23 protein-coding genes and 1 riboswitch are annotated in these 24824 nt (G+C 59.9%); of the genes, 16 read left to right on the forward strand and 7 right to left on the reverse strand.

Annotated features, from left to right (window positions below; all coding sequences use genetic code 11):
* Window positions 1-179 precede the first annotated feature (179 nt).
* From AC1Z24_RS08665 to phhA, 5 genes are all read right to left on the reverse strand, one after another.
* Window positions 180-362 carry a hypothetical protein gene (locus AC1Z24_RS08665; protein ID WP_483745297.1) on the reverse strand — a complete coding sequence of 61 codons (183 nt, stop codon included), beginning with the start codon at window positions 360-362 and terminating at the stop codon, window positions 180-182.
* A gap of 71 nt (window positions 363-433) precedes the next feature.
* The gene (locus tag AC1Z24_RS08670) at window positions 434-577 is read right to left on the reverse strand and encodes a hypothetical protein (RefSeq protein ID WP_259105697.1); all 144 of its coding nucleotides are present in this window, start codon (window positions 575-577) and stop codon (window positions 434-436) included.
* 191 nt (window positions 578-768) lie between these two features.
* Window positions 769-1959: an amino acid aminotransferase gene (locus AC1Z24_RS08675; protein ID WP_483745298.1), complete on the reverse strand. Its 1191-nt coding sequence runs from the start codon at window positions 1957-1959 to the stop codon at window positions 769-771.
* Window positions 1960-2316: a 4a-hydroxytetrahydrobiopterin dehydratase gene (locus AC1Z24_RS08680; protein WP_483745299.1), complete on the reverse strand. Its 357-nt coding sequence runs from the start codon at window positions 2314-2316 to the stop codon at window positions 1960-1962.
* Between the two features lie 13 nt (window positions 2317-2329).
* Complete coding sequence (gene phhA, locus AC1Z24_RS08685; RefSeq protein WP_483745300.1) at window positions 2330-3130, reverse strand: phenylalanine 4-monooxygenase; 801 nt, start codon at window positions 3128-3130, stop codon at window positions 2330-2332.
* A 245-nt stretch (window positions 3131-3375) separates the two neighbouring features.
* On the opposite strand from phhA, the gene AC1Z24_RS08690 reads away from it, so the two are divergent.
* Window positions 3376-4959, forward strand: coding sequence for a sigma-54-dependent transcriptional regulator (locus tag AC1Z24_RS08690; protein ID WP_483745301.1), 1584 nt, complete (start codon window positions 3376-3378; stop codon window positions 4957-4959).
* Window positions 4960-5043: 84 nt separating this feature from the next.
* On the opposite strand, the gene AC1Z24_RS08695 is transcribed toward AC1Z24_RS08690, so the two are convergent.
* Window positions 5044-5310, reverse strand: a complete 267-nt coding sequence (locus AC1Z24_RS08695; protein ID WP_259105689.1) for a DUF2790 domain-containing protein — start codon at window positions 5308-5310, stop codon at window positions 5044-5046.
* A gap of 530 nt (window positions 5311-5840) precedes the next feature.
* Here AC1Z24_RS08695 and acs point away from each other — a divergent pair.
* The 14 genes from acs to astE all read left to right on the forward strand — a co-directional run bounded on the left by acs (window position 5841) and on the right by astE (window position 22692).
* On the forward strand, window positions 5841-7796 hold the full coding sequence (gene acs / locus AC1Z24_RS08700; RefSeq protein WP_259105687.1) for an acetate--CoA ligase: 1956 nt from the start codon (window positions 5841-5843) through the stop codon (window positions 7794-7796).
* 719 nt (window positions 7797-8515) lie between these two features.
* Complete coding sequence (locus AC1Z24_RS08705) at window positions 8516-9292, forward strand: ABC transporter substrate-binding protein (RefSeq protein WP_259105684.1); 777 nt, start codon at window positions 8516-8518, stop codon at window positions 9290-9292.
* Window positions 9293-9384: 92 nt separating this feature from the next.
* Window positions 9385-10074, forward strand: coding sequence for an ABC transporter permease (locus AC1Z24_RS08710; protein WP_259105682.1), 690 nt, complete (start codon window positions 9385-9387; stop codon window positions 10072-10074).
* The gene (locus tag AC1Z24_RS08715) at window positions 10071-10769 is read left to right on the forward strand and encodes an ABC transporter permease (protein WP_483745302.1); all 699 of its coding nucleotides are present in this window, start codon (window positions 10071-10073) and stop codon (window positions 10767-10769) included. The genes AC1Z24_RS08710 and AC1Z24_RS08715 overlap by 4 nt, the downstream gene beginning before the upstream one ends.
* Window positions 10770-10772: 3 nt before the next feature.
* Window positions 10773-11885, forward strand: a complete 1113-nt coding sequence (locus AC1Z24_RS08720; RefSeq protein WP_483745303.1) for a succinylglutamate desuccinylase/aspartoacylase family protein — start codon at window positions 10773-10775, stop codon at window positions 11883-11885.
* A 16-nt stretch (window positions 11886-11901) separates the two neighbouring features.
* Window positions 11902-12666 carry an ABC transporter ATP-binding protein gene (locus AC1Z24_RS08725; RefSeq protein WP_483745304.1) on the forward strand — a complete coding sequence of 255 codons (765 nt, stop codon included), beginning with the start codon at window positions 11902-11904 and terminating at the stop codon, window positions 12664-12666.
* Between the two features lie 133 nt (window positions 12667-12799).
* Window positions 12800-13783 (forward strand): transcriptional regulator ArgR, encoded by a 984-nt coding sequence (argR, locus tag AC1Z24_RS08730; RefSeq protein WP_483745305.1) that lies wholly within the window; start codon window positions 12800-12802, stop codon window positions 13781-13783.
* Between the two features lie 1090 nt (window positions 13784-14873).
* Complete coding sequence (locus AC1Z24_RS08735) at window positions 14874-16094, forward strand: aspartate aminotransferase family protein (RefSeq protein ID WP_483745306.1); 1221 nt, start codon at window positions 14874-14876, stop codon at window positions 16092-16094.
* 139 nt (window positions 16095-16233) lie between these two features.
* Window positions 16234-17250: an arginine/ornithine succinyltransferase subunit alpha gene (gene aruF, locus AC1Z24_RS08740; RefSeq protein ID WP_483745307.1), complete on the forward strand. Its 1017-nt coding sequence runs from the start codon at window positions 16234-16236 to the stop codon at window positions 17248-17250.
* A gap of 199 nt (window positions 17251-17449) precedes the next feature.
* On the forward strand, window positions 17450-18475 hold the full coding sequence (astA, locus tag AC1Z24_RS08745) for an arginine N-succinyltransferase (protein WP_483745308.1): 1026 nt from the start codon (window positions 17450-17452) through the stop codon (window positions 18473-18475).
* The gene (gene astD, locus AC1Z24_RS08750; protein ID WP_483746575.1) at window positions 18472-19941 is read left to right on the forward strand and encodes a succinylglutamate-semialdehyde dehydrogenase; all 1470 of its coding nucleotides are present in this window, start codon (window positions 18472-18474) and stop codon (window positions 19939-19941) included. The genes astA and astD overlap by 4 nt, the downstream gene beginning before the upstream one ends.
* A 60-nt stretch (window positions 19942-20001) precedes the next feature.
* Window positions 20002-21348 carry an N-succinylarginine dihydrolase gene (gene astB / locus AC1Z24_RS08755; RefSeq protein ID WP_483745309.1) on the forward strand — a complete coding sequence of 449 codons (1347 nt, stop codon included), beginning with the start codon at window positions 20002-20004 and terminating at the stop codon, window positions 21346-21348.
* A 32-nt stretch (window positions 21349-21380) separates the two neighbouring features.
* Window positions 21381-21671: a topoisomerase II gene (locus AC1Z24_RS08760; protein ID WP_413309982.1), complete on the forward strand. Its 291-nt coding sequence runs from the start codon at window positions 21381-21383 to the stop codon at window positions 21669-21671.
* 13 nt (window positions 21672-21684) lie between these two features.
* Complete coding sequence (astE, locus tag AC1Z24_RS08765) at window positions 21685-22692, forward strand: succinylglutamate desuccinylase (protein WP_483745310.1); 1008 nt, start codon at window positions 21685-21687, stop codon at window positions 22690-22692.
* A gap of 75 nt (window positions 22693-22767) precedes the next feature.
* Here astE and AC1Z24_RS08770 read toward each other — a convergent pair whose 3' ends face one another.
* Window positions 22768-23277, reverse strand: coding sequence for a 6,7-dimethyl-8-ribityllumazine synthase (locus tag AC1Z24_RS08770; protein ID WP_483745311.1), 510 nt, complete (start codon window positions 23275-23277; stop codon window positions 22768-22770).
* Window positions 23278-23394: 117 nt separating this feature from the next.
* Window positions 23395-23556, reverse strand: a riboswitch (FMN riboswitch).
* Window positions 23557-23772: 216 nt separating this feature from the next.
* Here AC1Z24_RS08770 and ltaE point away from each other — a divergent pair.
* The gene (gene ltaE / locus AC1Z24_RS08775; RefSeq protein ID WP_483745312.1) at window positions 23773-24777 is read left to right on the forward strand and encodes a low-specificity L-threonine aldolase; all 1005 of its coding nucleotides are present in this window, start codon (window positions 23773-23775) and stop codon (window positions 24775-24777) included.
* The last annotated feature ends 47 nt before the right edge of the window (window positions 24778-24824 follow it).

Here is a 24824-nt window from a genome sequence, read left to right on the forward strand (position 1 = left end):
AGTGGCTATGATAGCGGCGCTTTGGACATCGCTGGGTTTGAATTGGAAAAAAAGGTCGAACGCCCGTCTGGTGGAAGCGGATTTATCCGCGAAAGCAGTATGTCTGTGAGGAAAAATGGTGAATGTGCCGACGCCTTCGCGGATAAATCCGCTCCCACCGAATGTGTGGGGCGGCAGAGTCAGTCTTCGCTGACAGGTGCAACCAACTGGGTGGTCACCAATGCCGCAAGGGCATTTTCCTGGGTGCCGAAACGGGCGAGCAGGGCGCTCTGTTTTTCCGGGCTCAGGCGGCTCCAGATATTGATCATTTTTTCGGCGGCGTGGATCAGGGCGCTGGCTTGTTTTTCGTCGAATTCGGTCATGGCGTTCTTTGGCATTTCAGGCGTATGGAAGCAAAACGAATCCAGCTTCAATACGCCTGAACCATCAGCTTTCAGTTCTTACTGGAAGCTTTTTGGCTCTCTTGAGCCTTTGGTGCTGCTTTCATTGCATTGAGTTGGCCGGATTCGCGTCGGGCCAGGGCAGTTTGCTGCTGTTCATGCAGGCTTGGGAAGGGGAAGTTCGGGATTTCATGCATTGTCATCGCTCCTCACAAGATCTGAAATTGCAGGATCACGTCGGTTAAGCCGACTTGGTTAGACACTGTGTTCAGAAAGCTCAGGGAGAATAGCGCACTGGAAATGACAATCAGATGTTTAATTTCAGCCGCTGGTCTTCTTTAATCTCAAGGCGCCATTGTGGCGCCCTGAGATTCACAACTCGTTGCGATCAGCAAACGGCGGCGATGGCCGCTGCCAATGCGTGCAGACGTGTTGCGTCGATCCCGGCGACGTTGGCGCGACCGGCGTTGACCATGTACACGCTGTGTTCATGGCGCAGGCGTGCGACTTGATCGTCGTTGAGACCGGTGTAGGAAAACATCCCGCGTTGCTGCGCGATATGGGCAAAGCGCTGACCCAGGCCCAACGGCGTCAGGGCTTCCACCAGGCCGCTGCGCAGTTGTGCGATACGCTGGCGCATCTCTTCCACTTCGTCGGCCCACAGCTGTTTCAGCTCGGCGTCCCCGAGAATCTCGGCGACCACGGCGGCGCCATGGTCCGGGGGGTTGGACCACAGGTTGCGGGCGATCGACGACAGTTGGCTGCGCACGTCGAGGGACTTCTCGGCATCGGCGCAGCAGACGATCAGCGCGCCGGTGCGTTCGCGATACAGGCCGAAATTCTTCGAGCAGGAACTGGTGATGAGCAATTCCGGCAGCTCGGCGGCAAACAGGCGCACTGCCCAGGCATCTTCTTCCAGGCCGTCACCGAAGCCTTGGTAGGCGAAGTCGATCAGCGGCAGCAGGTTGCGTCGACGGACCACTTCGAGAACACGCTTCCAGTCCTCATGCCCCAGGTCGAAGCCGGTAGGGTTGTGGCAGCAGGCATGCAGCAGCACCACGTCACCGCTGGGAATAGTCTCGAAGGCGGCGAGCATGGCATCGACGGTCAGACGGTTTTCCCGGTCGACGTAGGGGTAGTGGCTGACCTTGAGGCCAGCCTTGGCGAAGATGGTCTCGTGAATCGGCCAGGTCGGGTCGCTGAGCCAGATGCCACGGCCCGGCAGGCACTCGGCGATGAAGTCGCCGCTCAGGCGCAGAGCGCCGGTGCCACCGGGCGTCTGCGTGGCGCTGACGCGCCTGGCGGCGAGCAATGGCGAATTGTCGCCCAGTACCAACTGGCTGATCAGGGTGCCGAAACGCGGCTCGCCATGGCCGCCGATATAGGTCTTGGTCAGTTGCTTGTCGACCAGGCGCTGTTCGGCCAGTTTCACCGCGCGGGGAATGGTGGTCAGGCCCTGGGCGTCTTTATAGACACCCACGCCCAGGTCGAATTTGTTCGGGTTGGTATCGTTGGCGTAGGCCTCGATCAATCCCAGAATCGGATCACCCGGCACTCGCTGGATATCGGAGAAATGCATTTACTTGCGGCCCTCGGCATCTTTGGCCACCTCGTCAGTGCGGGCGGCCATGATGAAGTCGTTGCGGTGCAGCCCCTTGATCGAGTGGCTCCACCAGGTCACGGTCACCTTGCCCCATTCAGTCAACAGACCCGGGTGGTGACCTTCGGCTTCGGCAATTTCGCCGACCGCGTTGGTAAACGCCAGCGCAAATTTGAAATTCTTGAACAGAAAGATTTTCTCCAACTGCATCACGCCGTCGCGTACTTCGATATTCCAGTCCGGAATCTGCTTGATCAGCTCGGGCAGTTCCGCCTCGCTGACTTGTGGAGCATCGGCGCGGCAGGCTTCGCAATGGGCTTGGTTGAGGGTCGTCATGGGTCGGGTCCTGTCAGGCGGCGTGAGTTTTGGAGGGTTGAATTTTAGGGGGAAAGGTTGGCGCGTGCAGGCCCAACTGCATACCGGTCTGGACCATGGCCATGATGTCCTCATGGGCCAGTTCGAACAGACGCTTGAGATCGGGCAGGACAAAGTACAGCGGTTGCAGGATGTCGATGCGGTAGGGCGTGCGCATGGCTTCCAGCGGGTCGAACCGATGATGCGCGGGCTCCGCGGACAGGCTGTAGACCGCCTCTTTCGGCGAGGACAGGATGCCGCCGCCGTAGATGCGCCTGCCTTTGGGGGTGTCCACCAGGCCGAATTCGATGGTCATCCAATACAGCCGCGCCAGGTAGACCCGCTGTTCCTTGCTCGCACTCAGGCCGAGCTTGCCGTACATGTGGGTGAATTCGGCGAACCAGGGGTTGGTCAGCAGCGGGCAGTGGCCGAATATCTCGTGAAAGATGTCGGGTTCCTGCAGGTAATCCAGTTCTTCCTCGGTGCGAATAAAGGTCGCCACCGGAAAGCGCTTGCTCGCCAGCAGTTCAAAGAAGGTCTGGAAGGGAATCAGCGCCGGGACCCGCTCTACCTGCCAGCCGGTGGTTGCCGCCAGCACGCGGTTGATCTCGTCCAGCTGCGGGATGCGCTCGTGGGGCAGGCCCAACAGCTCGATACCGTCCAGGTACTCCTGGCAGGCGCGATCCTTGATGATGTCCATCTGGCGCGTGATCAGGATGTTCCACACCCAGTGTTCGGCCGGGCTGTAGTGGATGAAACCCTGGGCGTCAGGCTCGCGAGCGACGTAGTGGGTCATGCTGTTCTCCTGCTGCAATGCGCGAAGGATTTGTTGTTCTGATGCAGCAAGAGATAGCGCAATGACGCGTAGGTTTCAGCCCTGATAGCGTCAGGTCGAGAGTCCGAAGTGGTGTTTTTCGTAACGAAAAGTTTACGTGCGTTGCTCATACCCGTTTGTCGCGAGGATTTTTAACTGTATGTGTCACGAATTCTTGACGGTTAATATGAGCTCATTACAAAAAGTTGCCGTCACAGGGGCGGATCATGCGTATCAAAGTTCATTGTCAAAACCGCATCGGGATTCTGCGTGACATTCTCGATCTGCTGGTGGACTACGGCGTCAACGTCGCTCGTGGCGAGGTCGGCGGTGAGCATGGCGACGCCATCTATCTGCACTGTCCGAACCTGATCAACCTGCAATTCCAGGCCCTGCGCCCGCGCTTCGAGGCCATTGCCGGAGTGTTTGGTGTCAAGCGCGTGGGTTTGATGCCCAGCGAGCGGCGGCATATGGAACTCAACGCCTTGCTCGGTGCTCTGGAGTTTCCGGTGCTGTCCATTGATATGGCCGGGGCCATAGTCGCCGCCAACCGCGCGGCCGCGCAGTTGCTGGGGGTGCGGGTCGATGAGGTGCCGGGGATTGCTCTGTCTAAATATGCCGAGGACTTTGACCTGCCCGAGCTGATTCGCGCCAGTAAATCGCGGATCAACGGTTTGCGGGTCAAGGTGCGTGGTGATGTATTTCTCGCGGATATCGCGCCTTTGCAGTCCGAGCACGACGACAGCGAAGCTCTCGCCGGGGCAGTGCTGACCCTGCACCGCGCCGACCGTGTCGGTGAGCGTATCTACCATGTGCGCAAGCAAGAACTGCGTGGCTTCGACAGCATCTTCCAGAGTTCGAAAGTCATGGCCGCAGTAGTCCGTGAAGCCCGGCGCATGGCGCCATTGGACGCACCTTTATTGATTGAAGGAGAGACCGGCACCGGCAAGGAGCTGCTGGCCCGTGCCTGTCACCTCGCCAGCCCGCGCGGTCAGGCACCGATGATGTCGCTCAACTGCGCCGGGTTGTCGGAATCCATGGCCGAGACCGAGTTGTTCGGCTACGGCCCCGGAGCCTTTGATGGCGCCCGTGCGGAAGGCCGTCTCGGCCTGCTGGAACTCACCGCAGGCGGCACCCTGTTCCTCGACGGTGTGACGGAAATGAGCCCGCGCTTGCAGGCCAAACTGTTGCGCTTTCTGCAAGAAGGCTGCTTTCGCCGGGTCGGCAGTGATGAAGAGGTGTATCTGGATGTGCGGGTGATCTGCGCCACTCAGGTCGATCTGTCCGAACTGTGCGCTCGCGGCGAATTTCGTCAGGATCTGTATCACCGGCTCAACGTGCTGTCTTTGCATATTCCACCGCTGCGCGAATGCCTCGACGGCCTGGAGCCGCTGGTTCAGCACTTTCTCGATCAAGCCAGTCGCCAGATCGGCTGCCCGCTGCCGAAAATCGCTGATCAGGCGTTGGCGCGGCTGCATCAATACCATTGGCCGGGGAATGTGCGGCAACTGGAGAACGTGTTGTTTCAGGCGGTCTCGCTGTGTGAGGGCGGGACGGTCAAGGCCGAGCACATTCGTTTGCCGGATTATGGCGTGGCACAACCCTTGGGTAATTTTTCCCTTGAGGGAACGTTGGAGGAAGTTGTCGGGCGCTTCGAGCGTTCAGTGCTGGAGCAACTTTATCTTCTGCATCCGAGCAGTCGCCAGTTGGGCAAACGCCTGGGTGTTTCCCATACAACCATTGCCAACAAGTTGCGCGATTATGATATTGGTCGAGTCACTTCGGCAAAGGAAGACTCGGCAGATAGTTAAGCGATCAGTTTAAAGTTGATGACGCAAAAAGAAGCACGCCCCGTCGGATCACTCCGCGAGGCGTTTGCACATCCAGACGGTGGATCAGCCGTTGTTGCAACCGCTACCCATGACCTGGTAGGCCATGATGTGCTGCTGACCCTGGGAATCCAGGTAGGTCATGCGCGCCGGTACGACCGAGCAGACATTTGGAACTTCGCTGACGGAAACAACCTTGGCAATATCCGGGTGGCTGGAGTAAGTATATTGCTCGACACGGGCTTGCTGTTGATTAACCTTGGCGCCGGATTCTTCCGCCATTGCAAAAGTGCTGAAGCCACACAGAGCCAATACCAACATTGAAACTTTCATTTTAAATAACCTTCTTTGGTTCGAAAGGGGGCACATAACCCTTGTGGGGTTATGTGTGATGCGCTTTGTTTGTTACTGGATCAACAAGCCATTGTGGGGGCTGTAAGTTGTCAATCATTTGCCGATTTGGCGAGATTGATTCTATGCCTGTGACGAACAGACATATAGAAACAGTTTTGATAAAGACTATTGAGCATTCCAGCAACAATCCGTTGTGGTGCTTTGGTCTTGGGTCGTTGGGAGGAGGGCAATGTCGTCAGGCTGATACGGGCCTCGTGGGAGCAAGTTTGCTTGCGAAAGCGATATGCCAGGCTCTGAAGAGTGGGCAGGCTGTACCGGCCCTTTCGCAGGCAAGCCTGCTTCCACAAGTCGTTCCGGGCCAACAACCCGTACAGCCGGTTCCACCCCGCCCGGAGGACGAGTATGGTAGTAGCTTTCTGGATTGGTAAGACCATCGTCGAATGGCCCTAAGGGAGCCATCTCGATAAAAAGGTGTCATAAAACAACAACTACCCACCGAGGTAAGAAAGATGAGTGCGGCTTCCCTGTACCCCGTCCGCCCTGAGGTTGCAGCCAACACGCTGACCGACGAGGCGACCTACAAGGCCATGTACCAGCAGTCGGTGGTCAACCCCGATGGTTTCTGGCGCGAGCAGGCCAAGCGCCTGGACTGGATCAAGCCCTTCACCACCGTGAAGCAGACCTCCTTCGACGACCACCGCGTCGATATCAAATGGTTCGCCGACGGCACCCTGAACGTCGCATACAACTGCCTTGACCGCCATCTGGCCGAGCGTGGCGACCAGATCGCCATTATCTGGGAAGGCGACGATCCTTCCGAGCACCGCAACATCACCTATCGCGAACTGCATGAAGAAGTCTGCAAGTTCGCCAACGCCCTGCGTGGTCAGGACGTGCATCGCGGTGACGTGGTAACCCTCTACATGCCGATGATTCCCGAGGCCGTAGTCGCCATGCTGGCCTGTGCCCGTATCGGCGCGATTCACTCGGTAGTGTTCGGTGGCTTCTCTCCTGAAGCCCTGGCCGGTCGCATCATCGACTGCAAATCGAAAGTGGTCATCACCGCTGACGAAGGCCTGCGTGGCGGCAAGAAGACTCCGCTCAAGGGTAACGTCGACCGAGCCCTGACCAACCCGGAAACCAGCAGCGTGCAGAAAGTCATCGTGTGCAAGCGCACCGGTGGCGATATCGAATGGAACCGCCATCGCGACATCTGGTATCACTCGTTGCTGGAAGTGGCGTCGAGCACCTGCGCACCGAAAGAAATGGGCGCTGAAGAGTCGCTGTTCATCCTTTACACCTCCGGTTCCACCGGCAAGCCCAAGGGCGTGCTGCACACCACCGCCGGTTACCTGTTGTACGCAGCCCTGACCCACGAACGCGTATTCGACTACCGTCCGGGCGAAGTTTACTGGTGCACCGCCGACGTCGGCTGGGTCACCGGCCACAGCTATATCGTCTACGGCCCGCTGGCCAATGGCGCGACCACGCTGCTGTTCGAAGGCATTCCGAACTATCCGGATATCACCCGTGTGTCGAAGGTCATCGACAAGCACAAGGTCAATATCCTCTATACCGCACCGACCGCCATCCGCGCGATGATGGCCGAAGGCACCAAGGCCGTTGAAGGCGCTGACGGTTCGAGCCTGCGCCTGCTGGGTTCGGTCGGCGAGCCGATCAACCCGGAAGCCTGGAACTGGTACTACAACACCGTCGGCAAGCAACGCTGCCCGATCGTCGATACCTGGTGGCAGACCGAAACCGGTGGCGTGCTGATCAGCCCGCTGCCAGGCGCCACGGCCCTCAAGCCAGGTTCGGCGACTCGTCCGTTCTTCGGCGTGATTCCGGCGCTGGTGGACAACCTGGGCAACCTGATCGAAGGTGCGGCCGAAGGCAACCTGGTGATCCTCGACTCGTGGCCGGGTCAGGCGCGTTCGCTGTTTGGCGACCACGACCGTTTCGTCGACACCTACTTCAAGACCTTCCGTGGCATGTACTTCACCGGTGACGGCGCCCGTCGCGATGAAGACGGTTACTACTGGATCACCGGTCGTGTGGACGACGTGCTTAACGTCTCCGGGCACCGCATGGGTACGGCGGAAATCGAAAGCGCCATGGTCGCCCATCCGAAAGTCGCCGAAGCGGCGGTGGTTGGCGTGCCTCACGACCTGAAAGGGCAGGGCATCTATGTCTACGTCACCCTCAACGGTGGCGAAGTGCCGGACGAAGCCCTGCGTGTAGAGCTGCGTAACTGGGTGCGCAAGGAAATCGGTCCGATTGCCTCGCCTGACGTCATCCAGTGGGCGCCAGGCCTGCCGAAAACCCGTTCGGGCAAGATCATGCGCCGCATCCTGCGCAAGATTGCCACCGGCGAGTACGATTCCCTGGGCGATATCTCGACCCTGGCCGATCCAGGCGTCGTGCAGCACCTGATCGATACCCACAAGAGCATGAAAGTCGCCTGACGTTCAGCTTTGAAAACGCCCCGCCCGGTGTGAGCCTGGCGGGGCGTTTTTATTTGCAGCGCATCTTGGACACACACAAATCTTGTGGGAGCGAGGCTTGTCGGACCGCCGCACCGCCGCGAAGAGGCCGGTACATTCAACACATCTCCTGTGCCTGCCCCACCGCCTTCGCGGGCAAGCCTCGCTCCCACGGGGTTCCGAGTCGTTTGCGGATAACCGCGATTCCGTTGGAGCCGGGCTTGCCCGCGAAGATACAAGGTTGGCCGTGTGCCTATCCCGATAATTACCGAACTGTTACTGCTGTAACATTGTGTGTAACCACCTGCACTGATGTGAGGCAAAGCCTCCCAGTTTTGTCGGATTGGTCCCTGTTTTTGGTCTGCGTTTAAACATGGCGATACGCTGCACTTGCCGTATTTCAAGGTGTTGCCAATAATGGGCGCGATTTTTGCTGTTATGATTGGTTGCCTTTCTTTCGCTTTGCATAAAATTATGCACGCTGTCAATCATGCAGGTGCCCGATTCCGGTGCTTCTGTAACTAGTTGTCGCATTGAAGAAATATCGACTTCGACGCTATCGCTAAAATGCCGATCACTCGCCGAGCTGTGCCGGACTCCGGTTGCGGTTCTCAGGCGTCGCCAACAAAAGTCATTCCTTCGCATCGCAGGCCTTTTGCCTGTACTGCCATTTGTTTCGCTGTACCGATGGAGTTCTGCAAATGAAAAAGCTCATGCTTCTTGGCGCATTGGCGCTGTCCGTGCTGGCGCAGCCGGTATTCGCCGATGAAAAGCCGCTGAAGATCGGTATCGAAGCCGCTTACCCTCCATTCGCATCCAAGGCGCCGGACGGCAGCATCGTCGGTTTCGACTACGACATCGGCAACGCCCTGTGCGAAGAGATGAAGGTCAAGTGCACTTGGGTCGAGCAGGAGTTCGATGGCCTGATCCCGGCCCTCAAAGTGCGCAAGATCGACGCCATCCTGTCGTCGATGTCGATTACCGAAGAGCGCAAGCAGTCGGTTGATTTCACCAACAAGTACTACAACAGCCCGGCCCGTCTGGTCATGAAGGAAGGCACCGCTGTCAGCGACGGCCTGACCGAACTCAAGGGCAAGAATATCGGCGTGCAGCGCGGCTCGATCCACGAGCGCTTCGCCAAGGAAGTCCTCGCGCCACTGGGTGCCGAGATCAAGCCGTACGGCTCGCAGAATGAAATCTACCTGGACATCGGCGCCGGTCGCCTTGATGGCACTCTGGCCGACGCCACCCTGCTGCAGGACGGCTTCCTCAAGACTGATTCGGGCAAGGGTTATGCCTTCGTAGGCCCGGCCTTCACCGACGCCAAGTACTTCGGCGACGGTATCGGTATTGCGGTACGCAAGGGCGACAGCGCCAACCTCAAGCGCATTAACGACGCGATCGCCGCGATCCGTGCCAATGGCAAGTACAAGGCGATCCAGGACAAGTACTTCGACTTCGATATCTACGGCAAGTAAATCCCGTCGTCATTGATTGTCCGCAATGGCGCAAGCCGCACGCTGGTTGGGCTTGCGCCATTTTCTTTTCCCTCGCTTGAGGACTGCACATCATGTTGAAAGGCTACGGGGCCGTCATCCTCGACGGCGCATGGCTGACGTTGCAGCTGGCCCTGTCTTCCATGGCACTGGCCATTGTCCTCGGCTTGATCGGTGTGGCCCTGCGCCTGTCGCCGGTGCGCTGGCTGGCCTGGCTGGGCGATCTGTATTCGACGGTGATTCGCGGCATTCCTGATCTGGTGCTGATCCTGCTGATCTTCTACGGCGGCCAGGACCTGCTCAATCGCGTCGCGCCGCTGCTCGGTTATGACGACTACATCGATTTGAATCCGCTGCTGGCCGGCATCGGCACCCTGGGCTTTATCTTTGGTGCTTATCTGTCCGAGACCTTCCGCGGCGCATTCATGGCCATTCCCAAGGGGCAGGCCGAAGCGGGCATGGCCTATGGCATGAGCCCGTTCAACGTGTTTTTCCGCATTCTCGTACCGCAGATGGTCCGCCTGGCGATCCCCGGCTTCACCAATAACTGGCTGGTACTGACCAAGGCCACCGCGTTGATTTCCGTGGTCGGTCTGCAAGACATGATGTTCAAGGCCAAGCAGGCGGCCGACGCCACCCGCGAACCCTTTACCTTTTTCCTCGCAGTGGCCGCGATGTACTTGGTCATCACCAGTGTTTCGCTGTTGGTCCTGCGTCAATTGGAACGACGCTACTCGGTAGGCGTAAGGGCGGCTGACCTATGATGTTCGACTACAACGTGGTCTGGAACAGCCTGCCGCTGTACTTCGGCGGCTTGCTCATCACCCTCAAGCTGCTGGCGATTTCCCTGCTGTTCGGCCTGCTCGCCGCCCTACCCCTGGGCCTGATGCGCGTCTCCAAAAAGCCACTGGTGAACATGAGCGCCTGGCTCTACACCTATGTGATTCGCGGCACGCCGATGCTGGTGCAACTGTTCCTGATCTATTACGGCCTGGCCCAGTTCCAGGCAGTGCGCGACAGTATCTTCTGGCCGTGGCTGTCCAGCGCGACCTTCTGCGCCTGCCTGGCCTTCGCCATCAACACCAGCGCCTATACCGCCGAAATCATCGCTGGCAGCCTCAAGGCCACGCCCGCCGGTGAGATCGAAGCGGCCCGGGCGATGGGCATGTCCAAGGCCAAGATGTACCGCCGCATCCTGCTGCCTTCGGCCCTGCGCCGGGCGTTGCCGCAGTACAGCAACGAAGTGATCATGATGCTGCAGACCACCAGTCTGGCTTCCATCGTCACGTTGATGGACATCACCGGCGCGGCCCGTGAGGTCAACGCCAAGTATTACCTGCCGTTCGAGGCCTATATCACGGCAGGCGTGTTCTATCTGTGCCTGACATTCATCCTGGTGCGGTTGTTCAAGCGGGCGGAACGTCGCTGGCTGGGCTACCTCGCTCCGCGAAAGGGCTGACCCATGCAAAGAATCGATCATCTATTGCCCTGGAGCACCCTGGGCAGCGAACGTCGCCTGAGTGTGTTCCGCTTCGGTCACGGCGAGCGCAAGGCCTATATCCAGGCCAGCCTGCACGCCGACGAACTGCCTGGCATGCGCACCGCCTGGGAATTGAAGAAACGCCTGACCGAGCTTGAAGCTCAAGGCCTGCTCAAGGGCGTGGTCGAGCTGGTTCCGGTGGCCAATCCCATGGGCCTGGGCCAGTTGCTGCAAGGCTCTCATCAGGGGCGTTTCGAGTTTGGCAGCGGGCGCAATTTCAACCGTGATTTCTGCGAGTTGAGCGGGCCGGTGGCCGAGCGTCTGAACGGTCAACTGGGCGATGATCCCCACGCCAATATTCAGCTGATTCGTCAGGCCATGGCCGATGTACTGGCTGATCTGCCGCCTGCTCAGAGCCAGTTGCAGGGCATGCAGCGGGTTCTGCTCAGTCATGCCTGTACCGCTGATGTGGTACTGGATCTGCATTGTGATGCCGAGGCCGCGCTGCATATGTATGCGTTGCCACAGCACTGGCCGCAGTGGCGCTCCCTGGCCGCCCACCTGGGCATGAGCGTCGGCCTGCTGGCGGAAGATTCCGGCGGCAGTTCCTTCGACGAAGCCTGTTCGTTGCCGTGGCTGCGCCTGTCGCGCAGCTTTCCCGAGGCGGCGATTCCCCTGGCCTGCCTGGCCACGACCCTGGAACTGGGTGGCCAGGCCGATACCGGCAAGGACGACGCCGAGGCCCATGCCGCAGGCATCCTCGCCTTCCTCGCCGAACAGGGGCTGATCGCCGGTGACTGGCCGCAGCCTGAGCGCGAAGCGTGCGAAGGCATGCCGTTCGAAGGCACCGAACTGCTGTATGCGCCACATCCGGGCGTCGTCACCTTCCTGCGCCCGGCCGGTGCCTGGGTCGAGGTCGGCGAGCCGTTGTTCGAAGTCATCGACCCGCTGTCCGATCAGGTCAGCATCGTCTGCACTCAAACTGCCGGGGTGGTCTATGCCATCGAGCGGCTTCGTTATGCCCAACCGGGTTTCTGGCTGGCGAAAGTGGCGGGGCGCACGGCGCTGCGTCATGGCCGTCTGCTCAGCGACTGATTTGCGAGAGCCAAGCATGTACAAACTCGAAGTCCAGGACCTGCACAAGCGCTACGGCAGTCACGAAGTGCTCAAGGGTATTTCCATGACCGCCAAGGCCGGCGATGTGATCAGCATCATCGGCTCCAGCGGTTCGGGCAAAAGCACGTTTTTGCGCTGCATCAACCTGCTGGAGCAGCCCCATGCGGGCAAGATCCTGCTCAACAATGAAGAGCTGAAACTGGTGCCCAACAAGGACGGCGGCCTGCGGGCGGCGGATCCTAAACAGTTGCAGCGCATGCGCTCGCGCCTGTCCATGGTGTTCCAGCACTTCAACCTGTGGTCGCACATGACGGCCCTGGAAAACATTATCGAAGCGCCGATCCATGTACTCGGCGTGCCGAAAAAGGAAGCCCTGGAAAAGGCCGAGCATTACCTGGCCAAGGTCGGCGTGGCTCATCGCAAGGATGCCTACCCTGGGCATATGTCCGGTGGTGAGCAGCAGCGCGTGGCGATTGCCCGGGCTTTGGCGATGGAGCCGGAAGTCATGCTGTTCGATGAACCGACCTCGGCGCTGGACCCGGAACTGGTGGGCGATGTGCTCAAAGTCATGCAGGCCCTGGCTCAGGAAGGCCGGACCATGGTGGTGGTGACCCACGAAATGGGCTTTGCCCGTGAGGTCTCCAACCAGTTGGTGTTCCTGCATAAAGGTCTGGTCGAAGAGCGCGGCAACCCGCGGGAAGTGCTGGTCAATCCGCAGTCGGAACGTTTGCAGCAGTTTCTCTCCGGCAGCCTAAAGTGATACCCGGCATCGCTTGACGATGCCTTTTGTTAAAGAACCGGTCATGCTGCGCTTCATTTGAAGAACCGGGTTACCCCTGATCGGGCGCCGCGTCGCCCGACCCATTTGTGCAACACGTTTCGGACTTCACTCAATGACTGCTCATCGAATAGGTTTTCTTATCTGGCCCAGCACCAAAGCCCTGACCCTGGCGCTGGCTGAAGAAGCCCTGCGCGTGGCCCAGCGGGTGCATCCGGACGTGACCTACGAGTTGTCATTCCTGCAGGCCGAAGCGCCGATTGAAGGCGGTGCGTGGCAATTGCCGGGCGAGCCGTGGACGGGGCGCCTGGAAGGTTGTCAGAAATTGTTTCTGTTGGCTGATGAGCCGCCCGCGCCCATGAGTTCGCTGCTCAGCAGCGCCCTCAAGCAGCTGGTGCGCAGTGGTTGCCAGATCGGCGGCTTGTCGGCGGGGATCTATCCGTTGGCGCAGTTGGGTTTGCTCGACGGTTATCGTGCGGCCGTGCACTGGCGCTGGCAGGATGATTTCAGCGAGCGTTTCCCCAAGGTCATCGCTACCAGCCATCTGTTCGACTGGGACCGTGATCGCCTCACCGCTTGCGGCGGCATGGCGGTGCTTGACCTGCTGCTGGCGGTATTGGCCCGTGACCACGGCGCCGAACTGGCCGGTGCGGTGTCGGAAGAACTGGTGGTCGAGCGCATTCGCGAAGGTGGCGAGCGTCAGCGCATTCCGTTGCAGAATCGCCTGGGCTCCAGCCATCCGAAGCTGACTCAGGCCGTGCTGTTGATGGAAGCCAATATCGAAGAGCCCCTGACCACCGACGAAATCGCCCAGCATGTCTGCGTGTCGCGCCGTCAACTGGAGCGGATCTTCAAGCAATACCTCAATCGCGTGCCAAGCCAGTACTACCTGGAACTGCGCCTGAACAAGGCCCGACAGATGCTGATGCAGACCAGCAAATCGATAATCCAGATCGGCCTGTCCTGCGGCTTCTCCTCCGGCCCGCACTTCTCCAGCGCCTACCGCAATTTCTTCGGCGCCACCCCCCGCGAAGACCGCAATCAACGCCGCAGCAGCAGCCCGTTTGAACTGTCGTCGGTGCCCGCCGAGCGCGGCTGATTCCGATACCGCACATGACTTGGAGTACGGTCCCGTAGGAGCCAGCTTGCTGGCGATAGCGGTGTGACAAGCGACATCTTCATCGACTGATACGATGCCGTCGCCAGCAAGCCAGCTCCTACAAATCGGTGTTTTGATGGCGTTTTTGCCACATGAAATGTGACGAATGCGCAGGACGCCTCTCTATCTCTTGAGTGAAATTTCCGAAACAATTCCGGCTGCTTGTTTCTGCGAATTTCCGGGACTAGTCTGCGCCCCGCCACTGAAAAATCGGTGGTCGGGTGTGAGACCCCGGATTCACAGAATATGTAAAGCAAGTCACCAGGCGTCTTTATCGAGTGTTTTTCGTTAAGTGCTTTATGGCGGCTGTGGCGGGCAGACTTCGGTCTGACCGGGTTTTACGTATTCTTCCCGGGTCTCACCCCGCTAACAGCCGCCACCCCTTTGTCGAGTGAGACCGACAGATTGGAGGCACCATTTAGCGAGAATACGATGATCAAGAAGTTAATCCCCGATCCACCCCATACCTTCGGCAGTCATGTATGAATCCGGCGACCAGATGGAGGGTTCAAAGCGCGATCTGCCCTTTGCCGCGATGTACCTGATCGACATGGCCAAGGCCCTGTCCAATGAAATTCTCAGCCAGCTCCACGAGCAGCGCGCGACCTGACCTATCTAATGTGGGACCGGCTTTAGCCGGGAATACGCCTTCCCGGCTAAAGCTGGTCCCGCAGTTGAAACACGAATCTGTAGGAGCGAGGCTTGCCCGCGGAGAGGCCGGCCCTGTCGATACATTTATTGAGTCTGAAACACCTCCTTCGCGGGCAAACCTCGCTCCTATGGCTGCATGCGGTCTCGCCTTATTGATGTATCGCGCCAAATCAAATCATCTGTATCTGCTACAACCCGCCCCCAACGTTTAAACTGCGCCTTTGTGACGGTATATGTCGCATTGCCGAAAGCCTTGAAAAATACCGGTTTTGCGCTGTAACAAGTTGTCGCTTGGCGGCAAGGCCGAACATGAATCTGTCCTTACAATCCTTCCATCGCTCGCCAGTTCCAGGTGGGCGTTCCTCTTCAGGAGACTCCGATGTCCGTTGAGCAAGCACCGGTGCACCGCGCCGATTTCGACCAGGTAATGGTCCCTAACTATGCACCGGCCGCTTTTATCCCCGTGCGTGGTCTCGGTTCCCGTGTGTGGGACCAGGCGGGTCGTGAGCTGGTGGACTTCTCCGGCGGTATTGCCGTGAACGTGCTGGGCCATTGCCATCCGGCACTGGTCGGGGCATTGACCGTGCAGGGCAATCAGCTGTGGCATGTCTCCAACGTCTTCACCAACGAGCCGGCCCTGCGCCTGGCCAAGAAACTGGTGGACGCAACCTTCGCCGAGCGCGTGTTCTTCTGTAACTCCGGCGCCGAAGCCAACGAGGCCGCTTTCAAGCTGGCCCGTCGCGTGGCGTTTGAGCTGTACGGCGAAGAGAAGTACGAAATCGTTGCTGCCCTCAACAGCTTCCACGGTCGCACCCTGTTCACCGTGACCGTCGGCGGTCAGTCCAAGTATTCCGACGGTTTCGGGCCGAAGATCACCGGCATCAAGCATGTGCCGTTCAACGATCTGGACGCCCTGAAAGCCGCAGTTTCCGACAAGACCTGCGCCGTGGTGCTGGAGCCGATCCAGGGTGAAGGTGGCGTGCTGCCGGCTGACCTCGCTTACCTGCAAGGCGCCCGTGCTCTGTGCGACCAGTTCAACGCGCTGCTGGTGTTCGACGAGGTGCAGAGCGGCATGGGCCGCAGTGGCGAGCTGTTTGCCTACATGCACTACGGCGTGACCCCGGACATTCTCTCCAGTGCCAAGAGCATCGGCGGCGGTTTCCCGATGGCGGCCATGATGACCACCGAGAAGCTGGCCAAGCACCTGGGCGTCGGCGTCCACGGCACCACCTATGGCGGCAACCCCCTGGCTTGCGCCGTAGGCAATGCGGTCATGGACGTGGTCAACACCCCTGAAGTATTGGCCGGCGTGAGAGCCAAGCATCAGCTGTTCCGTACGCGCCTTGAGAAAATCGGCGAGCAGTACGGCGTGTTCAGCGAAGTGCGCGGCATGGGTCTGTTGATCGGCTGCGTGCTGACCGATGCCTGGAAAGGCAAGGCCAAGGACATTTTCAATGCGGCCGAGCAGCAGGACCTGATGATTCTGCAAGCCGGTCCTGACGTAGTTCGCTTCGCACCAAGCCTGGTCATCGAAAACGCGGATATCGAAGAAGGTTTGAACCGCTTCGAACGCGCCATCGTCAAGCTGACCCAGGCCTGATACACCCGTTGTACCCGCCGACGTCCAGCGACGGGTGTCGGCCTTTTTCCCTCGTGCCAGGCGGCCATTGCCGCATGGCGCTTTTTTGTCCGGCCGGTCGTTATCGGTCTGTTTTTCCGCAAGGTTAAGGAGTGACACCATGCTGGTGATGCGCCCCGCGCAAATGGCTGATCTGGCCGAGGTTCAACGCCTCGCTGCCGACAGCCCGATTGGTGTCACATCCCTGCCGGATGATGCTGGCCGTTTGGGCGACAAGATTTCTGCCTCGGAAGCCTCGTTTGCCGCCGAAGTCAGTTTCAATGGCGAGGAAAGCTATTTCTTCGTCCTCGAAGACAGTGACAGTGGGCGACTGGTGGGCTGTTCCGGGATTGTCGCTTCGGCGGGTTATTCCGAGCCGTTCTACAGCTTTCGCAACGAAACCTTTGTCCACGCTTCGCGCGAGCTGAAGATTCATAACAAGATTCATGTGCTTTCCCAGTGCCATGACCTGACCGGCAACAGCCTGCTCACCAGTTTCTATGTGGTCCCGGAGCTGGTCGGTACGCCCTGGGCGGAACTCAACTCCCGTGGTCGCCTGATGTTCGTCGCGTCCCACCCTGAGCGTTTCGCTGATTCGGTGGTGACCGAGATTGTCGGCTACAGCGATGAAAATGGCGATTCGCCATTTTGGGACGCCATTGGCCGCAACTTCTTCGACCTCAATTACGCGGAAGCCGAGCGCCTGTGCGGCCTGAAAAGCCGGACCTTCCTCGCTGAGCTGATGCCGCATTATCCGATCTATGTGCCGCTGCTGCCGGACGCCGCCCAGGAATCCATGGGCCAGGTGCATCCACGGGCGCAGATCACCTTCGACATCCTGATGCGCGAAGGCTTCGAGACCGATCACTACATCGACATCTTCGACGGCGGGCCGACCCTGCATGCGCGGGTCTCGGGGATTCGTTCGATTGCCCAGAGCCGCGTCGTACCGGTCAAGGTCGGCGAGCCGGGCAAAGGCGGGCGCCTTTATCTGGTGGCCAACGGCCAACTGCAGGACTACCGCGCCGTGCTGCTGGAGCTGGACTGGGCACCGGGTAAACCGGTGTTGCTGCCTGCGGAAGCGGCCGAGGCGTTAGGAGTGGGCGAGGCTGCCAGCGTGCGGATTGTTGCGGTTTGAAAACTACTGCGCTCGACAATACTGCGTTAAAAACAGGCTCGGAATGCTCATTTAGGTTCCCTAAACTCCGCTTCCTCGCCTGTTTTTGCCTTGTCTTGTCTTCGCTCGTGACGTTTTCAAAAGGTTTGTTTTGGCCGCTGAATATTGAGTTTGCGAGTTTCGCGGGTCGCCCCGAAGGCACCCGTGTCGAGGAGATAGCATGATCGTTCGTCCCGTACGCAACAGTGACCTGCCGGCGCTGATCGAGCTGGCGCGCAACACCGGCGCCGGTTTGACCACCTTGCCTGCCAATGAAAAGCGCCTGGCGCACCGGGTCGGCTGGGCCGAGAAAACCTTTGGGGGCGAAGCCGAGCGTGGCGACGCGGACTATCTGTTCGTACTTGAGGACGATCAGGAACGGGTCGTCGGCATTTCCGCCATTGCCGGTGCGGTCGGCCTGCGTGAGCCCTGGTACAACTACCGGGTCGGCCTGACGGTCAGCGCCTCCCAGGAGCTGAACATCTACCGGGAGATCCCTACACTGTTCCTGGCCAACGACCTGACCGGCAACTCCGAGCTGTGCTCGCTGTTCCTGCACAGTGACTTCCGCAACGGCCTTAATGGCCGCCTGCTGGCCAAGTCGCGGATGCTGTTCATCGCCGAGTTCCCGCAATTATTCGGCCCCAAGATCATCGCCGAGATGCGTGGCATGTCCGACGAGAACGGCCGTTCGCCGTTCTGGGAAAGCCTGGGCCGGCACTTCTTCAAGATGGAATTCAGCCAGGCCGACTACCTGACCGGTGTCGGCAACAAGGCGTTCATTGCTGAACTGATGCCCAAGTTCCCGCTGTACAGCTGCTTTCTATCGGAGTCTGCCCGTGCGGTCATCGGCCGAGTTCATGCCGATACCGAGCCTGCCTTGACGATGCTCAAGAGCGAAGGTTTCAGCTATCAGGGCTATGTCGATATCTTCGACGCCGGTCCGGCAGTGGAATGCGAGACCCGCAAGATCCGCGCGGTCCACGACAGTCAGGCACTGGTCCTGGCCATCGGCACCCCGGGCGACGACGCTACGCCGTTCCTGATTCATAACCGCAAGCGCGAAGAGTGCCGCATTACCGTCGGCCCTGGCCGTTTCGCCGCTGGCACTTTGGTTGTAGACCCGCTGACTGCGCGCCGCCTGCGCCTGAGTGCCGGTGATCAGGTGCGTGCCGTGCCTCTGTCGGCGAACAAGGAGTCGGTCTGATGAGCACCTTGTATATCGCCGGGGCCTGGCAGGCCGGGCAGGGTGATGCGTTTGAATCCTTGAATCCTGTGACTCAGCAAGTGGTCTGGGCTGGGCAGGGTGCTTCCCAGGCTCAGGTCGATGCCGCAGTGAAAGCAGCGCGCCAGGCTTTTCCGGCCTGGGCGACGCGTTCTCTTGATGAGCGCATTGCCGTGCTGGAAGCCTTTGCTGCCAGCCTGAAAAGCCATGCTGATGAACTGGCCCACTGCATCGGTGAGGAAACCGGCAAGCCGCTGTGGGAATCGGCGACGGAAGTCACCAGCATGATCAACAAGGTGGCGATCTCGGTGCAGAGCTACCGTGAGCGTACCGGCGAGAAAAGCGGCCCGCTGGGCGATGCTTCGGCGGTGCTGCGGCACAAGCCCCACGGCGTGGTCGCGGTATTTGGCCCTTACAATTTCCCCGGCCACCTGCCCAACGGCCATATCGTCCCGGCGTTGCTGGCCGGTAACGCGGTGCTGTTCAAGCCGAGCGAGCTGACGCCGAAAGTCGCCGAGCTGACGGTCAAGTGCTGGATCGAAGCCGGCTTGCCTGCCGGTGTCCTGAACCTGTTGCAGGGCGCCCGGGAAACCGGCATCGCCCTGGCCGCCAACAACGGCATCGACGGCCTGTTCTTCACCGGTTCCAGTCGTACCGGCAACGCCCTGCACCAACAGTTCGCCGGGCGCCCGGACAAGATCCTGGCCCTGGAAATGGGCGGTAATAACCCGCTGGTAGTGGATCAGGTGCAAGACGTCGATGCGGCGGTGTACACGGTGATTCAGTCGGCGTTCATTTCCGCCGGGCAGCGCTGCACCTGTGCGCGCCGCCTGCTGGTACCGCGAGGGGTGTGGGGCGATGCCTTCCTCGAGCGATTGGTAGCAGTGACAGAAACCATCCAGGTGGGTGCTTTCGACCAACAGCCTGCGCCGTTCATGGGCGCGGTGATTTCCCTGCATGCGGCGCAAGCCTTGCTCGCCGCCCAAGAGCAACTGCTGGCCAATGGTGCCGTCAGTCTGCTGCCGATGACCCAGCCGCTGGCCACTGCCGCTCTGCTGACGCCGGGGATTGTGGATGTCAGCGAGGTCAGCGATCGTCTCGACGAGGAACTGTTTGGGCCCTTGCTGCAAGTGGTGCGCTATAGCGATTTCGACGAGGCGATGGCCGAAGCCAACGACACCCAATACGGCCTGGCAGCCGGTCTGCTGTCCGATTCCGAGGCGCGCTACCAGCAGTTCTGGCTGCAAAGCCGGGCCGGTATCGTCAACTGGAACAAGCAGCTGACCGGTGCCGCCAGTACGGCGCCTTTCGGTGGCGTCGGCGCTTCGGGCAATCACCGCGCCAGCGCCTACTACGCGGCGGACTACTGCGCGTACCCGGTGGCGTCGCTTGAGGCTGCGACCCTGACCTTGCCTGCCACCCTGACGCCGGGCATCAGCTTGTCCTGATTCGCGACCGCCTTGTGATGTGCCGTAGTTGTATAAAAATAGATCCATGGAGCCAAGCCGATGAAATCCTGTGAAGTCAACTTTGACGGTTTAGTGGGGCCCACCCACAACTACGGCGGGCTGTCCTACGGCAACGTCGCGTCCCAGAGCAACAGTCAGCAGACGTCCAACCCGCGTGAGGCGGCGTTGCAGGGCCTGGCCAAGATGAAAGCGTTGATGGACATGGGCTTCACCCAGGGCGTGCTGGCACCCCAGGAACGCCCCGATGTCGCCGGCCTGCGCAAGCTGGGCTTCAGCGGCACTGACGCCGAAGTGATCGCCAAGGTGGCGAAACAGGATATGCCGCTGCTGGTGGCCAGTTGCTCGGCGTCGAGCATGTGGGTGGCCAACGCCGCCACCGTCAGCCCGAGCGCCGATACGGCTGACGGCCGCGTGCATTTCACCGCCGCCAACCTCAACTGCAAATACCACCGCAGCATCGAGCACCCGACCACCAGCCGCGTGTTGCAGGCGATGTTTGCCGATCAGCAGCATTTTGCCCATCACGCCGCCTTGCCTGCCGTTGCCCAGTTCGGCGACGAGGGCGCGGCCAACCACACGCGTTTCTGCCGTGACTATGGCGATGCCGGGGTCGAGTTCTTTGTGTTCGGTCGCAGTGCCTTCGACACCCGTTACCCGGTGCCGCAGAAATACCCTGCGCGCCAGACTCTGGAAGCTTCCCAGGCGGTGGCCCGGCTGCATGGCCTGAGTGCCGAGGGCGTGGTCTATGGCCAACAGAACCCGGCGGTGATCGATCAGGGCGTGTTCCATAACGACGTAATCGCGGTCGGCAATGGCGAAGTGCTGTTCTATCACGAGGACGCCTTCCTCAATACCGAGGCTCTGGTGGCCGAATTGCACGACAAGCTCAGCCGTCGCGGCGGGCGTTTGCAAGCCATTTGTGTACCCCGCGCTGAAGTAGCGGTGGAGGACGCGGTGCGTTCCTACCTGTTCAACAGCCAGTTGCTGGCCCGTGGCGATGGCTCGATGCTGCTGATCGTGCCGGAAGAATGCCGGGCCAACGAGCGGGTCTGGAACTACCTGCAACGCTTGATCGCCGACGAGAGCCCGATCGCCGAGGTCAAGGTCTTCGATCTCAAGCAAAGCATGCAGAACGGCGGCGGCCCGGCGTGTCTACGCCTGCGCGTGGCGCTCAAGGAGACTGAGCTGGCGGCGGTCAACCCCGGCGTGATCATGACCGCGCCGCTGTACGACAGCCTGACCCAGTGGGTCGATCGTCATTACCGCGACCGCATGGGCGAAAACGACCTGGCTGATCCACAATTGCTCCTTGAATGCCGTACGGCACTGGATGAACTGACGCAAATCCTTAAACTGGGCGCCGTTTATCCGTTTCAGCTGGGCTGAAACCTTTTTTCATCTTTACGAGAAGCCAGACCATGAGCGATTCCCTGCAGTTGATCCTTGAAGACACCGATGGCACCCAGCTGGAAACTTCCTGCACCCGCGTTGCCGTTATCTGGCAGGGCAAAGAGCTGTGGATTCAGCAGGACGGCCGTGGCCAGCTGCTGATCGGCGTCGATGTCGAGGAAGGTGATGCCGAATACGCCAACCTGCTGCTGCGTCCGCTGGCCACCAACCTGGTCAGCCTGCAACTGGAAATGGAACCGGCGGACATGGGCGACGACGAAGACCACGTTCACGGCCCTGACTGCAATCACGATCACTGATAAGGAGTAGCGGATGCTCGCCCTCGGCAAACTGCTTGAACTGACCCTGGCCGGGCGCGAGCCTGCGGAAAAGACTCAACTGACTGCCGACGGCACGCGTCTGCGCTGGCTCGGTGAGGGCGCGCTGGAAGTGCGCCCGCCACAGGATCGGGATAACGCCACGGACCTGTTGCTGTCCGCCGGCATCCACGGCAATGAAACCGCCCCGATCGAGCTGTTGGATGAGCTGATCCAAGGCATCGCCCGTGGCCGGTTGAAGCCGCGGGCACGCATTCTGTTCCTGTTCGGTAACCCCGAGGCCATGCGCCGCGGCGAGCGTTACATCGAGCAGGACGTCAATCGATTGTTCAACGGCCGCCATGAATTCGCTATCGGCAGTGAGGCCATGCGCGCTGCGGAACTGGAACGCCTGGCTGCCAGCTTCTTCAGTCTCGAAGGCCGCCAGCGTGTGCATTACGACCTGCATACGGCGATTCGTGGCTCTAAGATCGAACAGTTCGCCCTCTACCCCTGGAAGGACGGGCGCAGGCATTCGCGCCGTGAGCTGGCTCGCCTGCGCGCTGCGGGCATGACGGCGGCGCTGCTGCAGAACAAGGCGTCGATTGTCTTCAGTGCCTACACCTATGACCAGTTGGGCGCCGAAGCTTTCACTCTGGAACTGGGCAAGGCGCGGCCATTCGGGCAGAACCAGGACGTCAACCTGACCTTGCTGCGCCAGCGCCTGCAATTGATGATCGAGGGCAACGAGCCCGAAGCCGAGGAGTCCCTGGACGGTTTGCAGCTGTTCAGCGTTGCCCGGGAAATCATCAAGCGCAGCGATGCCTTCACCCTCAACCTGGCGGCGGATGTGGAGAATTTTTCGTTGTTGGAAAAAGGCTACCTGCTGGCTCAGGACCCTGGCCACCCATCGTGGGTGATCGAGGAAGAGGGCGCTCGCATCATCTTTCCCAACCCCAAGGTCAAGAATGGCCTGCGGGCAGGGATTCTGATTGTGCCGGCGGGTGAAGACGTCCTGATCTGAAGCAGTCCTGTAGGAGCGGCTTTAGCCGGGAGGGCGGCCTCGCGGCTGAAGCCGCTCCTACGGATTGTGTTTCAATCAAACTGCGCGCTTGTGCAACTCATGGTTACGAATCGCGCGCAGCTTGCTCAGGGTGTCGGCGCAGGTTTTTGCGGCTTCCTGGCCCTTGTGCACGAAGTGCTGGAAGAAATAGTTGTGGTGCTCTTCGCCGCCATGGAAGTGGTGCGGGGTCAGGACCACGGAGAACACTGGCACTTCAGTTTCCAGCTGGACCTGCATCAGCCCGCTGATCACCGATTGGGCAACGAATTCGTGGCGATAAATGCCGCCGTCCACGACCAGACCCGCAGCCACGATGCCGGCATAACGGCCGGAGTTGGCCAGCAGTTTGGCGTGCAGCGGAATTTCAAAGGCGCCGCCGACTTCGAAGAGGTCGATGTCCTGTTCGGTATAGCCGTGGGCAGCCATTTCGGTGACGAAGCCTTTACGGCTCTGATCGACGATATCTTTGTGCCAGCAAGCCTGAATGAACGCGATACGTTCGTTCGAATGGTTTTTGCTTTTGCTGTCGATTGCGGTGGGTTGCATCTGTTCTGACTCCTGTTTATGAAAAAAACAGGGCATTTTGGATCGAATGGGATTTCCGGCAGCCGCCAGCCTTGCGCGCACGTCGTCGTGCGCAGAAAGTAGCAGCCCTGTTGCCAATCCCGTTCTCTCTTCATCCGGACTATGACCGTCGGCCCCGGAATCACACCGGGTCTGCTAGACCTTGGCCGTTGCCGAAGCAAGTGGACAAGCGCTCGCGGGCTAGACGCTTTGCACGTCATTACCGCCGGTGGGGAATTACGCCCCGCCCTGAGAACGTTGCTGACACAATCGGTGTCGGCGCGCAGTTTTTAACATAGATTTTCGAGAAGTGCATCGACACTTTCGTGCAGTAGACCTGCGCTTTTCTTATATAAAGGCTCTTTATTAGCGATTGCAGGCCTTGATTATCCGGCCTTTGAGCCTCAGTAATGCCTTGTTTACGCCTCATGAATACGTTCAGTATTGAGGTTCGATTTTTTTCAGGGAGCTTTGACCGTGACCGTTATCGATTTGCGCAGTGACACCGTGACCCAGCCCACCGCCGGCATGCGCGAAGCCATGGCCCAGGCGCCACTGGGTGATGATGTCTATGGTGAGGACCCGACGGTCAACCGTCTCGAGGCATTCCTGGCCGAACGCCTGGGTTTTGCTGCGGCGCTGTTCGTGCCCACGGGCACCATGAGCAACCTGTTGGGGCTGATGGCCCATTGCGAGCGCGGCGACGAGTACATCGTCGGTCAGCAGGCTCACACCTACAAATACGAAGGCGGTGGCGCGGCAGTGCTGGGTTCGATCCAGCCGCAGCCGCTGGAAGTGCAGGCTGACGGTTCGCTTGATCTTGAACAGGTGGTCGGCGCGATCAAGGCGGATGATTTCCACTTTGCCCGTACCCGCCTGCTGGCGCTGGAGAACACCATGCAGGGCAAGGTCCTGCCGCTGGAGTATCTCGCTGCGGCGCGCAAAGTCACTATCGAGCAAGGCCTGGCCCTGCATCTGGATGGCGCGCGCCTGTATAACGCAGCGGTCAAGCTGGGCGTCGATGCCCGGGAGATTACCCGGCATTTCGATTCGGTCTCGGTGTGTCTGTCCAAGGGCCTCGGCGCGCCGGTCGGCTCGGTCCTGTGTGGCTCTGAAGCGCTGATCGGCAAAGCCCGGCGCCTGCGCAAAATGGTCGGCGGCGGGATGCGCCAGGCTGGTCTGCTGGCGGCCGCGGGCCTGTATGCCCTGGAACATCAGGTCGAACGCCTGGCCGATGACCACGCCAACGCCGCTCTCCTGGCCAAAGGGTTGAGCGAGCTGGGCTATGAGGTTGAGCCGGTGCAGACCAATATGGTCTATGTGCAGATTGGCGATCAGGCCCAGGCGCTGAAAAACTTCTGTGCCGAACAGGGCATCGTGCTCAGTGCCGCGCCGCGCTTGCGTATGGTCACCCACCTGGATGTGTCCCCTGCCGGGATTGAGCAGGTGGTCGCCGCATTCGCCCGATTTAGAGCGCAATAATCGACCGATAATCCAGTTGCTTGTTTCTATCGTACAAACAGACTGTA

It is taken from the genome of Pseudomonas sp. JL23 (assembly GCF_056933585.1).

Excerpts from the sequence above, each read along its gene's own strand:
- AC1Z24_RS08665 (WP_483745297.1), bottom strand. The coding sequence starts at position 362 with ATGACCGAATTCGACGAAAAACAAGCCAGCGCCCTGATCCACGCCGCC.
- AC1Z24_RS08670 (WP_259105697.1), bottom strand. The coding sequence starts at position 577 with ATGCATGAAATCCCGAACTTCCCCTTCCCAAGCCTGCATGAACAGCAG.
- AC1Z24_RS08675 (WP_483745298.1), bottom strand. The coding sequence starts at position 1,959 with ATGCATTTCTCCGATATCCAGCGAGTGCCGGGTGATCCGATTCTGGGA.
- AC1Z24_RS08680 (WP_483745299.1), bottom strand. The coding sequence starts at position 2,316 with ATGACGACCCTCAACCAAGCCCATTGCGAAGCCTGCCGCGCCGATGCT.
- phhA (WP_483745300.1), bottom strand. The coding sequence starts at position 3,130 with ATGACCCACTACGTCGCTCGCGAGCCTGACGCCCAGGGTTTCATCCAC.
- AC1Z24_RS08690 (WP_483745301.1), top strand. The coding sequence starts at position 3,376 with ATGCGTATCAAAGTTCATTGTCAAAACCGCATCGGGATTCTGCGTGAC.
- AC1Z24_RS08695 (WP_259105689.1), bottom strand. The coding sequence starts at position 5,310 with ATGAAAGTTTCAATGTTGGTATTGGCTCTGTGTGGCTTCAGCACTTTT.
- acs (WP_259105687.1), top strand. The coding sequence starts at position 5,841 with ATGAGTGCGGCTTCCCTGTACCCCGTCCGCCCTGAGGTTGCAGCCAAC.
- AC1Z24_RS08705 (WP_259105684.1), top strand. The coding sequence starts at position 8,516 with ATGAAAAAGCTCATGCTTCTTGGCGCATTGGCGCTGTCCGTGCTGGCG.
- AC1Z24_RS08710 (WP_259105682.1), top strand. The coding sequence starts at position 9,385 with ATGTTGAAAGGCTACGGGGCCGTCATCCTCGACGGCGCATGGCTGACG.
- AC1Z24_RS08715 (WP_483745302.1), top strand. The coding sequence starts at position 10,071 with ATGATGTTCGACTACAACGTGGTCTGGAACAGCCTGCCGCTGTACTTC.
- AC1Z24_RS08720 (WP_483745303.1), top strand. The coding sequence starts at position 10,773 with ATGCAAAGAATCGATCATCTATTGCCCTGGAGCACCCTGGGCAGCGAA.
- AC1Z24_RS08725 (WP_483745304.1), top strand. The coding sequence starts at position 11,902 with ATGTACAAACTCGAAGTCCAGGACCTGCACAAGCGCTACGGCAGTCAC.
- argR (WP_483745305.1), top strand. The coding sequence starts at position 12,800 with ATGACTGCTCATCGAATAGGTTTTCTTATCTGGCCCAGCACCAAAGCC.
- AC1Z24_RS08735 (WP_483745306.1), top strand. The coding sequence starts at position 14,874 with ATGTCCGTTGAGCAAGCACCGGTGCACCGCGCCGATTTCGACCAGGTA.
- aruF (WP_483745307.1), top strand. The coding sequence starts at position 16,234 with ATGCTGGTGATGCGCCCCGCGCAAATGGCTGATCTGGCCGAGGTTCAA.
- astA (WP_483745308.1), top strand. The coding sequence starts at position 17,450 with ATGATCGTTCGTCCCGTACGCAACAGTGACCTGCCGGCGCTGATCGAG.
- astB (WP_483745309.1), top strand. The coding sequence starts at position 20,002 with ATGAAATCCTGTGAAGTCAACTTTGACGGTTTAGTGGGGCCCACCCAC.
- AC1Z24_RS08760 (WP_413309982.1), top strand. The coding sequence starts at position 21,381 with ATGAGCGATTCCCTGCAGTTGATCCTTGAAGACACCGATGGCACCCAG.
- astE (WP_483745310.1), top strand. The coding sequence starts at position 21,685 with ATGCTCGCCCTCGGCAAACTGCTTGAACTGACCCTGGCCGGGCGCGAG.
- AC1Z24_RS08770 (WP_483745311.1), bottom strand. The coding sequence starts at position 23,277 with ATGCAACCCACCGCAATCGACAGCAAAAGCAAAAACCATTCGAACGAA.